We start from the raw sequence: 14,958 nt of genomic DNA on the forward strand, positions 1-14,958 counted from the left end.
CAGGTCTCCGATATACGCATGTATATACCAATCAGAATGCAAATACAAACACCCTGCCCGCTCCGCCGCTCGTATCAGACACAAATCAATCGCTTAGACCTTATAGTTTAACGCCTGCATATGTTATGCCCAGTCTGTGATGGCTAGGTTTCGCAGCGAAACCTAGTGGGATTTTTCCAACAAAGCTTGAATTTCCGTCATCAGAGAATCCATCAGATCAGCATCCAACCCAGCCCCCTCAAAACGCAGAACATAGCCCTTGCTGTCTTGCAGCTTGCGCAGCGTAATCCCGGCAGACGTGTGCAGAGTATCGGCATTCTGCCAACCCAGTGCCTGAGGTGTTTTGGATTTAGGTCGTCCGCCACGGCTGGCGTCACGTGGAGCAATTTCTGTGGCATCCAGCGCCACCTCAAGCACCTCCCACTCGTCATCTCCATTGGTCGCAGATTGTTGAGACAAGGCCTCGCGCAGCGTGCCCTCTGCCCCCGAGCGCAGCGCCTGTGCCAAACGCAGGCCGCGCTTTTCTGTCAGTTGTTCCGGGAACGACAGCATATCGCCCAGTTCTTCAAAGATCATCGCAAATGATCGCACTTTGGAGCGTTTAGCCTTTGACGCCGTGGCATACAGTTTGTTGACCGCGTCTTCGACATTCACAAAGGCGCCCTGCTGGGCTGATATCACGGCAATGCGGCCACGTTCGAAATGGCTCAGCTCGGAGCGCACTTCGTTTTCTTCAACCATGGCCACAAAAGCTGCGTCCGCATCTGAACGCGGTCGGATGATCGCACGAATCTGTGTATAGATGTCTTTCTCGGTCAATTCGTGCAAGGCCTGCACTGCTTTGAAACGACGGTAACCGGAAATCAACGCGTATCGGGCACCATTGGGGCGCGGCTCTGGTAGCTCAAAAACCTCGATTGGGAGGCGCAAGCCGTTTGCTGCGATCGACAGGCGCAGCTCCATCAGGTCTGCCTGATCCAGATCGATCCGGTCGCGGATCATCGCATCAGCATCTATTTCCGTCAGCAGTAAATTGGCCATCAAAAGACCATCTGATCGAACCTTAGCCAACTCTTTGGCGTCTGCTGCATTGCGGGCATTTTCCGCGCGTTGCTCTGCTGGTACAGCTTGGGACATTGCCGCTGTATCCGCTGCAATTTGCGCAATTGGTGCCACTGCAGATCCCGGACCCGCAGGTGCCCGACCAGAGGTTTCGCGGCGAAACTCATCCTCGATTTTATTCAAATCCGCTGCACTTGGCGTTTCTAGTTTTCTCCGTTTAGCCATTGCTCATTTCCTTCTGCTCTTGTTCTGCGGCGTCTTGTTGCGCCTCTTGTAGATCTCGATACCATGCACCCAGGATCAACTCTTTGACCTCAGCCCAAGACCGATCAAATGTTTCGCGACCGCGCACATAGGTGTCTCTGTTGAACTCGCGGTAATCAGCCTCATAAATTCCATTAACCTGTTCACCAGCCTGTCCAACCATGGCGGTGACCTCTTGCCGAAAGGTTGTCATGAAGTCGCCAAAATAGGCCTGAATCACATTGGCCAGATCAGTTTGCTGATTGGCATCAAACCGCGTGATCAACGCCCGAACGGCATCCCACTCAAACCGAAACTCTGGCAGGCCCTCGCGGCGCCGGGCAGCGTTTTCACCGTCTTCGATGCTGGCAAAGGTGGAATAGAGCATATCAAAGAATCGACCTGTTGAATCGAATTCCAAAAATGAAGCCCCCAGAGGAACCAACAAAATGTCGGCGGCTGAAAGCGCGTTGATGGTCAAGTATCCCAAAGCCGGTGGAGTATCGATCAGGATGATATCGTAGTCGTCAACGATGCGTTCGTTAGTCAGCGCATTGGTCAACGCATCCCAGAGCGGCCAGCTGCGCAGGCCCATGCGCCAGACCGGAATTTGAAATTCAGCCCAGTACAAATTGAGCTGAGCACCGAGCAAGTCAATATTTGGCCAGTGGGTGGTCTGAATGATATCGCGGGCCGAGACATTCGAAGCCTCGGTCAATGTTTCATCGAAGGGTAGGGGGGGTGTCCCCGCCGCGCTGCGCACCTCATTTTCTGCTTGCATCGCCTTGGCATAATCCTTGGCCATCAAGGGAAAGGCCGTGGACCATTCATCCGGGACGTCGCCACCCATGATCGAGGTCAGCGAGCCCTGACTGTCCAGATCAATGACCAGCACCTTGTAGCCATCCAAGGCGGCAGACATCGCCAGATGGGCGCAGGTTGATGTTTTGCCAACACCGCCTTTGAAATTGGCAACGGCAATGATTTTGGCGGGCAGACCTTCGGGGCGCCAGGGCATGTATTCCCGGTCGGCAGCCCCTTCGCTGGCAAAGTGGTGACGGAGGGCCAATACGTCTTCGATTGAGAACCATTTGGAATTTCCCTCACCCTGTCCTTGGGGTAGGGTTGGGTTCTTTTTCAACACGCGTCTGAAATGGGCCGGAGCGACGGGGATGAGGTATCGGCATATTTCCCAGGTAGAAAACCGGCGCAGTCGTTTTTTTCCGTCGGGGGCATAGCCACGTTTTGCCAGATCTTCACGACCGCGCCCCGCAAAAGCGGCGGCTTTCGCGAATCGGGCCGTATCGATAGGGTCAGAAAGACGTTCTGCCGCTGCAGCAGGATCAATGTTGAAATATGGTGGAAGGTGATCTTTGCCTGATGTCATCGTGCTTCCTCTGAGATGTGCGCTATTCATTGCAATTTACTGACATCTATCGCACATCAATCCTCAGAAGGGAATCATTTCTCGCGGTTTCGCGACGAAACCAATCAATTCAAACTAAAATGACATCAACAAAGTTGTAGAGTCTTTAGTAATATTTAGAATCTTTGCGATGAAAAAATAATTTTTTATCAGATACTTAGCGTAGTTTAGGAACCTGTTTACAGGTGGATAAGTACCAGTTTACAGGATAAAATGGCCCCATATACAGGAGGAAGGGGCCCGATTCGCAGGATTTACGGAACCAGAGTCCGGTTTGCGTGGTTTAGTGTCTAATTCAGTAACAATACGTTGGAAGTGTTGGCCTGATATCCCGTATATTGGTACCTTTCGTTGTTCTTGGATAGGTTCTTTTTAGTATAGGAACCCATTTACAGGGCCACCGTTCGCATCATTAAGAACCTATTGGTGAATTGACGATGGGTTCCTAAAAAGGCATATTTACGGAAGAATAATGAGGCGAGCAATGGACGAGATTCCACGGGACCGTTTGACCGGCTCCCTACGGCGAGCAGCAGTAAAAAAACATGTGGCGGCGATTCACGTGTCGGGCAAGCTGACGCTGTTACAGCGTAAGTTATCGAATGTCTTGCTTTTGAACGCTTACGATACCCTTTCAAGTCAGACACGGCATCAGATTGACGCGCGGACGTTGTGTTTGATGATTGGCTATAACTCCAATGACTTTCAAACACTGAAACAATCCTTGCGCGGGTTGGCGGAAACCGTTGCGGAATGGGACATGCTGGATGAAAAAGGTCGACAGGAGTGGGGGGTGTCCAGCCTGTTGAGCTATGCGAAGTTGAAAGACGGTGTTTGTGAATATGCTTATTCGCCGGCCTTGGCGGAAAAGTTGCATGATCCAAAGGTCTTTGCTTTGATCAATCTGAACATCCAGCGGCGTTTTACCAGTGGTCACGCACTGGCGCTTTATGAAAACTGCTATCGGTTTGTGCGCACGGGCAGTACAGGTTGGTGGTCTTTGGAAATGTTTCGCAGGCTAATGGGGTTGGACGATTCCAACTATTACGAAAGCTATAAACACCTGAACGCCAAGGTGATCAAACCAGCCGTGGCTGAGATCAATAAAACCAGCAATATCATGGTGACACCGGAAACGCGCAAGCGGGGCAGGGCGGTGACGGACATCCGGTTTAAGATTCAGGAAAACCCACAATTGGCTATTCTGGATCTGGATGATGGGGCAGGGCTGCGCCATGGCGCGATATACACTAAGCTGCGCGAACTTGGCGTCAGCGACCGTCTGGCCCGCCAGTGGTTGCAGGTGCACGGTGAAGATGTGGTGGCGCAGAAACTGGATTATGTCAGCCAACGTCAAAATGTCGAAAGCATGGTTGGGTACTTGAGCGCCGCATTGAAAGATGATTTTGGCGGGGCAGGGCAGGGGGCTGCACAAGCATCACCACAGAGTGCCAAAGCAAAGCGGCTGGGGCGGGTGCAAGAGGCCGTTCTGGCCCGTACGCCAACACAAAGAGACGCAGACAAACGTCTTTTCCTCAGTCGGATCGAAGACAGCGGTGCGCGTGCCGATTTTGAACGTTTCGGCTGGATGTCACCTATGAATATCAAAGAGGTCGCGACGTTTTGGGAAGACCTTGTTCCGGGTATCTTTGATGATGTTGATCAAGGGTAGGTTAGGGGGAGACATCAGTGATGGCGTTGACCCGCCACGCACATATTCCTAGCAGATTACAGGTTTCTTTCGCTCAGCAGCTCGCGCCTATAAGGTGTTTTTCCATTTGGCTTGGGTCACATAAACGATGCTATCGTCGACGCTGACCATCACGTCACCGTCCTGAATGTTGACCTGCAGCTTCATTGAGCGACTTGCAAGGTTTCCCAAATCGTGGGTATCCGTCTCTGAGAAATTGACCACCTTGAGGTTGTCAAACCGGGTGGTGCTGTTTTTGATTTTTTCCCACCACACCTCAGCCGTTCTACCATAACTGTAGATGATTACCTCTTTGGCTTTGCCACAAGATTGACGAACAATCTTCTCGCTTGGAAGTCCTAACGCCACCCACAATTCAAGCTCGCCACTCAGGCTTTTCTGCCAAATGTCCGGCTCATCATCAGTTGAAAGGCCCTTGGTAAGTTCCAAATGTTCATTGGCATTCAATGCAAAAGCGAGAAGACGCACCATCAGCCGCTCATCCGTCTCAGACGGGTGTTTGGCAACGGTCAGCTTGTGGGTTTCATAGTAGTGACGATCCATGTCGGAAACGGAAAGCTCAACTTTATAGATGGTGGATTTTTGCGCCATGATCTTTCCCGGACTATCGTAGATAGGGTTGTTTAGAGCGCAGCGAGGCTGTGCGAAAGCGGAAAGCAACGGACATCGTTCCGAAACATTCTTGGTTTAGGTCATCACAGTGCTGAACCTGTGCTTGAATGGCTGGTCTGGGGAAGCTGCGGCGCAGCGTTTGCCAAACCCGACAACAACAAGAAGGGGTCTATTTGGCTGCGGCAATAACATTCGAATTCAATTTGTTTGCCATTTAGAGAGAAGGCGAAACCTTAAACGAACTCAAGAGATTGCGTTAACTCGGGTGTCGTGGGCACTTGGGCCCTAGTTTGCATAGATTGTTCAACACAGTCATAATTCTACCCATTGGCGTGGAGGATTGTGATGAAAAACCCGGCAGTAGATGCCTATGAGCTTGCGCAGCAGCGTATTTCACTTGCCTCGAAAGCTCACTCAACGGGCCTCAACTTATCCACAAGAACAATGGAGATTGACGGAGACAGCCATAAAGGAGACCCACGTTTCAAGGCGTTGAATGAACTTCCGCCGGAGATCGCTAAACTTCAAGAGCTTCGCGCTTTGCGACTGGCGAACACAGAAATTTCCGACATCACCCTTCTCAGAGGTTTGGAAAAGCTTGAAAAGCTCAATTTGGACGGGACTGGGGTCCGCGATCTCGGGCCACTAACAGAATTGGGAAATCTGAAAGAGCTGCGTTTTAGCGACACGCCAGTGCTTAATGCCGATCCTGTGCTTGCCTCATTGCTCAAGATCAATCCTCAGGCGCGGCGAACAGAGAGCATACTCGACTATTTGAGGCGTTCGTCAGACTGGAGGGTGGCGGCGCTAACGGCGCTGCAGCACGGACTGGCAGATACCGGTCAATATGCGGGTCCTTTGGATGGTGTTCTTGGGCCGCAAACATTGGAAGCCTTGGCTCTCATTGAATTTCCCGACGCGCCCGATATCGAGCGTCAAGTATCAAGCAGATTTCCAAAAATGAGGCAAGATATAGTTTACGACGTCGCCGAAATTCTCGAAGGGCATACGGACTCGCCTACACTCGCGATTAAGGAGGGGCTTTTTTCGGACATGGCTCCTCCGTCGTCGAACTTTACTCAAAACCAACCTAAGCGGCGCGTGAAAGCACCAGTTACATCACCGCCTAGTGAAACCGCGCCTTTCTATCCAGACCGGCCTGCCGTTGAGGACCAGTTGAACCGTAAGGCCGTCGCAGAAACACTCGGTACGATCATCGACGAGGTCTGGAGCGATCATGATTCAACCCGAGAGGACAATAGCTTTATCGTTCATCTGCACGGGCGTTGGGGTTCTGGGAAGACATCGATTTTGAATTTTTTGCGTGACGTGCTTTTGTCAGGCAAGATTGCGCCTCAAAAACCAAAAGATCCATGGCTTAATGCTGAGTCAGGTCCGCCATGGGTCATTGTCGAATACAATGCTTGGCGTAACCAAAACCTAGGGCCCGCATGGTGGACCCTGATGGATTCTGTCTACCGGCAAGCACACAAACAACTGGGTGATTGGTCGGGAAAAGATGGTTGGCGCGTACGAATTCGCCACCTAAGCTGGCAAGTTCGCACGGGATGGGCGCCAACTATAGCAGGTCTGTTGGTTGGTCTTGTGGCCCTGTATCTCGTTTTTTTTCACAAATTGCCGAACGATAGCAACTGGGGTGAAACCACTAAAAACCTCACAGGTTTGATCGGATTAATAGGATCGTTTTTTCTTGTGAAGGGAGAAATGACTTTTTTTAATGCTCGTGCTGCCAAACGCTATGTAGAGCTTACTCGTGATCCACTGGGTCCGTTGACACAACGTTACGAGGCAATGGTCGGCGAGATCGGGCGCCCAGTTGCCGTATTTATAGACGATCTTGATCGTTGCGATGCAAAGTTTGTTGTCGAATTATTACAAGATATCCAGACACTCTTTCGCCGTGCTCGCGTGTTGTATGTAGTCGCTGCTGATCGAGATTGGATCTGCTCCTCTTATGAACAGATATATAAATCATTCAGTGAACCAATTGCCGAGCCAGGTCGAACACTTGGGCATATGTTTCTGGAAAAGATGTTTCAACTTTCGATCGAGGTTCCACACCTGGTACAGGTTCAGCGCGACGAATTCTGGAATCAACTAGTTCTCAAACAACAACCGACATCTTCCGACGAACGTGACGCGATTGATCGCAAAATCACTGAGCAGCTTGAATTGGCAAACACTGAGCAAGAGATAATCGAAGTCGTCGACCAATTTCGATCCGACCCTTCTCACGCCGCTATCGCAGGTGCACGGGCTTTCCAGCGCATGCAATCGAAAGATCTGACCCGCGAACGTGAACACTTTTTGGGGCAATACTCCCATCTGCTCGAGCCTAATCCACGTGCGATGAAGCGGCTCTTGAACGCCTATGGATTTCGGCGTGGATTTGACATCCAATCAAGTCATCGCTCCGATCCTGACGCATTAGTGCGTTGGACAATTCTCGAGAACCGCTGGCCGGTACTGGCCGATCATCTTTCTGGGCGTACCGCAGGTCGTGCAGATTCTCGACTTGTCGAACAACTGCTGCACAATTCTGAAGTCAAGACGGTCGCAGGAGAAATGACCTGGGAAATGCTGCGCCATGTTGCCAGCGCGCCTCGACACGCACCCAAGCAGAAATAGGCACGGTAAAATGGTATTTAGGATTGTAGCGGGCCTATTTCTGCTTCCGATAATGGAAGTAAAATCAAGATCGGGGTCGGGTTTTCTGCGGATCATAGTGCGAAAGCGGAACAATGGTAGCAGGCAGGCGTTTTTGGTGCCCGTCGAGCTTCCCAATCTCGACCTTGGTGCCAATAGCATGATGGGTCACGTCCACACGGGCCAGCGCGATGTTTTTACCCAGAATTGGGGACCGCATGGAGGAGGTAATTTCACCAATCTGGGCGCGTCCAATGTGAATGCAATCCCCATGCGCCACGTCCACGGCGCTTTCGATATCAAGGCCAACTAATTTACGAGCAGGCGTTTCCTTGCGTCGGATGAGCGCCTCGCGTCCGATGAAATCATCGGTTTTGGATTTGAGCGGCACGGTGAAGCCGATCCCGGCTTCAAAAGGATCGGTTTGATCACTGAAATCATAATCAGCGAAGATCAAACCGGCCTCAATCCGCACCATATCCAGCGCTTCCAGACCCATGGGCCTGATGCCGTGATCTTGCCCCGCTTTCCAGACCGCGTCGAAAACCTCGCTTGCGTGCTTGGGATGGCAAAAGATTTCGTAGCCGAGCTCTCCGGTATAGCCCGTGCGGCTGACCACAACAGGGACGCCCTGATCATGACCAATGCGTGCAGGGGTGAAACGGAACCAATCCAGATCTTCGAAATTAGGCTGGTGCGGCGCGGTCCAGATGACCTTGTTCAGCAGGTCCCGGCTTTCGGGGCCCTGAACGGCGATGTTGTGTTGCATATCTGTGGAAGAACGCACCAGCACCTTTAGGCCCAGTTCCGCTGCCTTTTCACGGATCCATTCTCCGCCATAGTCAGAGCCACCAATCCAGCGAAAGTTGTCCTTGCCCAGCCGGAACACCGTGCCATCGTCGATCATGCCGCCGTGTTCGTAACACATGGCGGTATAAACCACGCCACCAACCGGCAGGGTTTTCATATTACGGGTAAAGACATACTGACATAGGGCCTCGCTATCGGGGCCGGTGATTTCGAATTTGCGCAGTGCGCTGAGGTCTAGCACGACGCATTTTTGGCGGCAGGCGTGGTATTCCTCGATTGGACCGGCGGTGGAGGTGCAATTGGCCAGCCAAAACCCATTGTATTCGATGAAGTTTTTGGTGAACCGGGCAAAGTGGTCATGAAAGCCTGTTTCTTTGGTCATTTTGGGTTCCGCATCTGGGGTGGGACGATAGGCGATTGAGCGCTGAAAGGATTGTGAGCAGCTGTAGACGCGCACATGAATGTCTGTGGGGTTCCAACCGTTGGCGGCCGAGGTGTCATCAGGACAGGCGGAGCTGATGCAAACCAGATCGGTCAAGGCGCGCAGCAAGACATAGTCACCAGGGCGCGACCAAGGTTCATCCGAGGTCAGAACGCCGTGTTCGTCCAGCGCTGTGTTGAAGAAAAAGTTCGTAGCCATCCAGCCGGGGCGGGGGGGTACACCATGCTCGGCCAGAACGGCATTGAAATTATCGGAACAGTTGACATGTCCGGGGTAGCCGATGTCGTCGTAGTATTTCGCGGTACAGGCCAGCGCAAAGGAATCGTGCCGTCCACAGGTGTCTTGTATCACCTCAACCAGTGGGATCATGTCTTGATCATAATATTTTGCGTGCAGCCCCGGCATTGCATAGTTGTGATGTAAAACGGTGCGCGTGGTGGTGACATCCAGTGGATGCACAATCCCCTTGTCCAGTTTGCGGACCGAAAAACATTGAAAATCAGTGCACTGGCGGCCATCTACATCCTGAATCTGGATGTAGTCGCCAGCTTTGACAAAATATGCCTCTGCAGTTGCCGAATGTATTCTGATACTTTGCAAGGGTTCTGCAAGAGGATCAGGCAGCTCGAACTTTGGATGCCCCTTGATGACAGCGCGACGCACATAGATGGTTAAGGGTGTTGCGGTGTTTTGTTGTTCAAAGTCCATGATATCGCCGGGGGCTGCGATGATCGCGTGGCATTCATCTTGCGTGGTGAATGTCTCGGTGGTGCGTGCGAGGGTTTGCTGGTCAAAGAGCTTAACGGCGCTGGCATTCGAGATATCCAAACCACGTGCTTTGATACCTAATTGTAAACCGTGTAGGGCTTGATCGTTTGACGCCAACAAGGTTTGCAAGCCAACAGCGGCCCCACCATCGATGGCACCGATCAGCCCGGCATCAAACCGGCCGCTGGGGTCGGCGCAGGTGATCTCGCAGGGTTGCCCGCCTTCGGTGTTTTCAATCTCCATTTGGTCACCCGGTTCCAGCCGAATGAGGATGGCGGTAGCACCATGGACCACGTAGCGCTCGGTTCCCGGGGGCAGGGAAAAGACTGCCGGTTCAATAATGACGCTTGGTTTCGGCGGTCCGGGAATGACTTCAGGATAATTTGAGACCAACATGACTTATATCTCCTGCGCGGGGTCACCAATTTGGCATTTGTTTCTGTGCTTTTGAGTGGGCGAACGTATTGTTGCGTCAAGGTCGTCATATCGTTTGCGATCTGCGCTAAGACGAAGAAGCCATTCTTTGACGATGCGTTTTTCGGGGAATGATTCACATAGGGGATTGCTGAGCAGGTAATACGCTGATCGTTCCCGTATTGAAGTATCGCCCAAGGGGCGGACCAAGGCGCCACTGTCCAATAGTGCATCAACCAGATGAGCAGATCCTAAGGCAATGCCCAGACCTTCGACGGCAGCTTGCACTGATAGAGGGTTGGTGTTGACCGTCATCACATTATCCATGGGAAATGTCGGATGTCCGGTGCTGCGCGGCCATGCATCCCATGTCATCGACCCGGTGTGGGAGCTCTCGACGTCGATCAAGTCCAGTTGCAACAGGGCTGCGGAATCCATGGCTTCTGGATGGCGCTCTAAATAGCTAGGGCTGCACACCGGAAAGATTGTTTCACCGAAGAGAAACTGCGCCTCGTATCCCGGCCAGTGTCCGTCTCCGTGTGCGATGATCAGATCCATTGCGTCGAGCATGCAATCGGCGGTGTTGTCAGAGGCGGTTACTGACACACGTATACGCCCGATGGTGTTTTTGAATTTGCACAGTTGCGGCGTTAACCACAGGGACGCCACGGAATTAGGCGCCGCAATAGACACCGTATTGTCCAAATAATGTGTGGGCACGTCCGGGCTGACATCGCGCAGCAGATCTAAAGATTGTTCAGCTGCCGCCAGTAGAACTGTGCCTTTTTGAGTGAGTGAGATTGAGCGGTGCCCATGGATGAACAAGGGCATGTCGTAGTATTTTTCCAAAAACCGAACTTTGCGGCGGACCGTCGTTTCTGAAAGATTCAGGGCCTCACTAGCGCGCGCAAAGTTTTGCATCTTTGCGGCGGCTTCAAACGCCAGAAGGTAGTCTGTGGCTGGAAAGGCTTTTGAGGGATTTACGACCTCTTTTGGCCTGCCGGATGTAACGTTAATCTGAGATGCCATGTTCTAACACCCAAGTGTGAGGGCTTTGCCAGCGCGGTTGGGGATGCGGGAGTGGGCAACAGATTGAAGGGTTACTTATCTGCTGCCCCGAAAGTGCCGCGCGGATCTTAGTTCTTAAGATAGGCGCCCATACTGTCGTCCAGCGCTTCTTTCCACGGGGTGTGGTGAACTGGCGCCATGGTGCCCGTGATGACCGATTTGTAGCGGTTGTTGCGAAAGCCCATGATGTCTTCGGACTTGTGCTTTTTCCATTCAAAGAAGGCTTCGCAGGCGCCATCGATATCGAAACTGGGATAATCGGTTTCGGACACGAGTTCCTTGACGTAATCCGCCTGATAGCGAATGGCGTATTTTACGTCATCATCATCATCTTCACGTGTTTCACGCTCTTTCACGTCCGCAAGCATCTCATCTTTGGAGATGCCCGAGATGTCGATTTTGCCAAGGATGGCATCGCGAACCCACCAAGCCTGTGCGTCGAACATGTTGAAGGTGAACCACTGGTCCTGCATGCCCAGATAGAACATTTTGGGATTATGGACGTAAACAACACCCTTGTAGAGTTCCGCCGAGGCCAGCCGGTTGGCAGTTTTCAGGCGCAGATCGTCGGGCAGGAAGTTAAAGAAGTGTTTGTAGCCGGTGCACAGGATGATCGCATCAACATCCTTGGTGGTGCCATCCGAGAAATAAACCGTGTTACCGCTGACCTTTTCCATTGCGGGCTTTTCTTCCCAGTTGTCGGGCCATTTGAAACCCATGGGCGCAGAGCGATAAGAGCTGGTGATGGTTTTCGCGCCATATTTCCAGCATTGCGATCCGATGTCTTCGGCAGAGTAAGAGGAGCCCATAACCAGAATATCCTTGCCTGCGAATTCACGGGCATCACGGAAGTCATGGGCATGCACAAGGCGACCGTTGAAGGATTCGAAACCCTCGTAGTAAGGCACGTTTGGTGTTGAGAAGTGGCCTGAGGCACAGATCACGTGGTCGAACTCCTCCGACGTCGTACTGTCGAGGTTGTGGTCATGCACTGTAATGGTGAACTTGCCGCTGTCTGCATCATAACTGACCCAGCGAACCGCATGATTGAAGCGGATCCAATCCCGAACATTGGCCTTCAGCACGCGACCCTCAATATAGTCAAACAACACGGCGCGTGGAGGATAAGAGGCAATTTGCTTGCCGAAATGTTCCTCGAACGAGTAGTCGGCGAATTCGAGACCTTCTTTCGGACCATTAGACCATAGGTAGCGATACATCGAGCAATGCACGGGTTCGCCGTTTTCGTCCAGGCCGGTGCGCCATGTGTAATTCCACAGGCCTCCCCAGTTGTCCTGTTTTTCATAGCAGACGATTTCCGGGATCTCCTCGCCTTTTGCGGTGGCGGATTGGAAGGCACGCAGCTGCGCCAGGCCAGATGGCCCAGCCCCGATAATGGCGATACGCTTATTGGTCATCGTTTTCTCCGTGTTGGTATTTATTGGTTCTATTGGTTTAGACCAGTTGATGATATTTGGCCCTTCGGAGTCAAGTTATTTTCTCTACAGGAAAGAATTATTCGTATTTGGCTAGTGAACCTGTGCAGGTTCTTTTGGTTTTGACATGATTGGTTGGAGTGGTAGAAAGAGGCATGCTAACATCTAGTTTCGCGTACCGCATTGCTATGTCGTCGTTGCTCCCGAATGATCAGGTCGGGACGGATGAAGTCATTAAAATTGGGTTTTTGGCCCCCCTGTCTGGGGACGTGAGCTCATGGGGGTTGCCTGGTCTAAATGGTTGCCGCCTGTGGCAAGATTGGTTGAATCAGGCTGGAGGCTTATTGATAGGTGCGCGCCGCTATCCTGTTGAAATTGTCCCCTTTGATTGCGGGTATGACGCCGATCGGGCTATGGCGGGCGCGCGGCATCTGGTTCAGTCTGAAAACGTGAAACTTCTGATGATGTTGGGCGGGGATACCTTAACAAAAGCACGCAGATTTCTGACGGAAAACAAGGTGTTAACCTCGACTTTACTACCAAGTGACCTATCCCCGGACACGCGATACCTGATCTCACCGTCAGAGGTGCATCCGCTCTATAATGTCACTGGTGTTGATTGGTTGGCACGCAAACACAAATCGGTGCACCGCGTTGCTCTTTGCAGTCAGAAAGACGCGCTTGGCCTGCCGTCCATCGCCACATATCGTGCAGCATTCGAGGCGGCAGGAATTGATGTGGTCAAAGATGTGCTTTACGATCCCGAGGAAACCGACGTCGCGGGGATTGTGCAGCCCATGCTGGATGCCAAACCGGATCTGGTTTGCTGGTGTACCAGTTACACACCAATGGTTCACGCGATGACCGAATATGCCCATGCGCAGGACTATGGCGGTAAAATTATGTCCTGCACGCTAGATGATTATCAGCGGCTTGTTGCGCGGACTTCGGTGGAGTTCATGGAAGGAACCATTTTCCAGTTCCCTGATTTCGATGACCCCAAGCTGGCCAAAAATGCAACGTTTGTGAACAAGCCAAGCTCGTTTTTCAAGGAATATAACGCACGCTATCCCGGTACTTGGAGTGCAGTAAGCTGGGAATACGTTGCAATTCTGGACATCTGGCACGCGGCTGTTGAAAAGGTGGCCTCGGTGCATCCGGTGTCGGTGCTGGCAACCATGAAACAGATGGACCCGGTGACCCATGCCTTTGGCCCGGCACGCTGGTGGGGCGAAAGCGTGTTTGGTATTGATAATGCGCTGATAGGCGATTGGCCGGTGGTCACCATCAAGTCAGGCAAGGCCCGTATTGCCGAGTTTGTGTCAATTTCGGATTGGTTGGATCAGCATGAAAAGCTGTTTCGCCATCATATGAAGCAGATGGGGCTGCTTTGGCAGCAACGCATTGAAAATCCAGAACATATTGCCAGCGCAGTGTTTGGGTGAACCCGAGTTATCTTAGCTTTCATGCATGAAAAGCTTTTGCTCTTCCACAAGGTGTAGCTTAGTAATTTCTACTGCCGCTTCAAGGTCGCGCGTGGCAATCGCATTGAATAATGAATTGAACCGCGTCTGGAAATCCTGAATGCGATCTGGGGTCAGATGTTTGCGCATCAAGGCGGCGCGAAAACTTTGCCGACACACCTCGATCATCATCTCGTAGCAAGATTCCAACAGCGGATTGCGCGTGGCCTGGGCGATCTGACGATAGAATTCTTCCTCAAGCCGGATGAATTCGTTCAGATCTGTGCGAACGGCTTCGATCTGGGCAATGGTCTGCGACAGCCGTTCTAGCTGCTTTGGTGTCATGTTCATCACTGCCAAACGGGTCATTTCCGGCTCGATGATAGAGCGTACGATCAAGTGGTCCAATGGACTGGACCGCTCTCCAACGGATCCGGGGATAGGGGCTTCGACCTGTTCGGTCTGGAAAATTACGAAACTGCCGCTGCCCTGCCGACGACGGATCATTTTGCGCATCTCCAAAACGTCCAGCGCTTCGCGCACGGTGTTGCGTGAAACGCCAAGCTCTGCAGCAAGCGCACGCTCACTGGGCAGCCTCGATTCTGTGGGGTATTCGCCTGACTGTATGCGTGCGAACAACGTGCCCATCACTATACGAACGGTCTCGCCGATTGCTGGTGCTTCGGGCAGATCCGCATTTATTGTCTGGCTCATTTAGTGCTCCGCCGCCTTTTTGGCGTATCATTGGGTTCCACTTTAGAACATGCGGTATCCGAAGTTCAAGCAACCCATATGAAAAGGCCCCGCTATGATTGGAGCGGGGCCTTTGGTTTAGT

At 52.1% G+C, this 14,958-nt stretch carries 10 protein-coding genes; 3 read left to right on the plus strand and 7 right to left on the minus strand.

The features are described from left to right. Positions 1–162: 162 nt before the first annotated feature. The gene (locus D9A02_RS00600) at positions 163–1,287 is read right to left on the minus strand and encodes a ParB N-terminal domain-containing protein (RefSeq protein WP_120499055.1); all 1,125 of its coding nucleotides are present in this window, start codon (positions 1,285–1,287) and stop codon (positions 163–165) included. Then, positions 1,280–2,692, minus strand: coding sequence for an AAA family ATPase (locus D9A02_RS00605; protein WP_120499056.1), 1,413 nt, complete (start codon positions 2,690–2,692; stop codon positions 1,280–1,282). Before D9A02_RS00605 ends, D9A02_RS00600 begins: the two co-directional genes overlap by 8 nt. A 523-nt stretch (positions 2,693–3,215) precedes the next feature. Here D9A02_RS00605 and D9A02_RS00610 point away from each other — a divergent pair. Beyond that, complete coding sequence (locus tag D9A02_RS00610) at positions 3,216–4,403, plus strand: replication initiation protein (RefSeq protein ID WP_174232015.1); 1,188 nt, start codon at positions 3,216–3,218, stop codon at positions 4,401–4,403. 87 nt (positions 4,404–4,490) lie between these two features. On the opposite strand, the gene D9A02_RS00615 is transcribed toward D9A02_RS00610, so the two are convergent. Next, complete coding sequence (locus D9A02_RS00615) at positions 4,491–5,033, minus strand: YaeQ family protein (RefSeq protein WP_120499058.1); 543 nt, start codon at positions 5,031–5,033, stop codon at positions 4,491–4,493. Between the two features lie 366 nt (positions 5,034–5,399). On the opposite strand from D9A02_RS00615, the gene D9A02_RS00620 reads away from it, so the two are divergent. Further along, on the plus strand, positions 5,400–7,703 hold the full coding sequence (locus D9A02_RS00620) for a P-loop NTPase fold protein (RefSeq protein WP_120499059.1): 2,304 nt from the start codon (positions 5,400–5,402) through the stop codon (positions 7,701–7,703). Between the two features lie 64 nt (positions 7,704–7,767). Here D9A02_RS00620 and tdm read toward each other — a convergent pair whose 3' ends face one another. The 3 genes from tdm to D9A02_RS00635 all read right to left on the minus strand — a co-directional run bounded on the left by tdm (position 7,768) and on the right by D9A02_RS00635 (position 12,641). Beyond that, a complete protein-coding gene (tdm, locus tag D9A02_RS00625) occupies positions 7,768–10,137 on the minus strand; it encodes a trimethylamine-oxide aldolase Tdm (RefSeq protein ID WP_120499060.1) in 2,370 nt (789 codons plus the stop codon). 3 nt (positions 10,138–10,140) lie between these two features. After that, the gene (locus tag D9A02_RS00630) at positions 10,141–11,184 is read right to left on the minus strand and encodes a LysR substrate-binding domain-containing protein (RefSeq protein WP_120499061.1); all 1,044 of its coding nucleotides are present in this window, start codon (positions 11,182–11,184) and stop codon (positions 10,141–10,143) included. A 107-nt stretch (positions 11,185–11,291) separates the two neighbouring features. After that, positions 11,292–12,641 (minus strand): NAD(P)-binding domain-containing protein, encoded by a 1,350-nt coding sequence (locus tag D9A02_RS00635; RefSeq protein WP_120499062.1) that lies wholly within the window; start codon positions 12,639–12,641, stop codon positions 11,292–11,294. 173 nt (positions 12,642–12,814) lie between these two features. Here D9A02_RS00635 and D9A02_RS00640 point away from each other — a divergent pair, with 173 nt between their 5' ends. Then, on the plus strand, positions 12,815–14,104 hold the full coding sequence (locus D9A02_RS00640) for an ABC transporter substrate-binding protein (protein ID WP_120499063.1): 1,290 nt from the start codon (positions 12,815–12,817) through the stop codon (positions 14,102–14,104). Between the two features lie 12 nt (positions 14,105–14,116). Here D9A02_RS00640 and D9A02_RS00645 read toward each other — a convergent pair whose 3' ends face one another. Beyond that, a complete protein-coding gene (locus tag D9A02_RS00645) occupies positions 14,117–14,836 on the minus strand; it encodes a FadR/GntR family transcriptional regulator (RefSeq protein WP_120499064.1) in 720 nt (239 codons plus the stop codon). Positions 14,837–14,958: the final 122 nt, after the last annotated feature.

The organism is Roseovarius sp. EL26 (genome assembly GCF_900327775.1).
GTDB lineage: Bacteria > Pseudomonadota > Alphaproteobacteria > Rhodobacterales > Rhodobacteraceae > Roseovarius.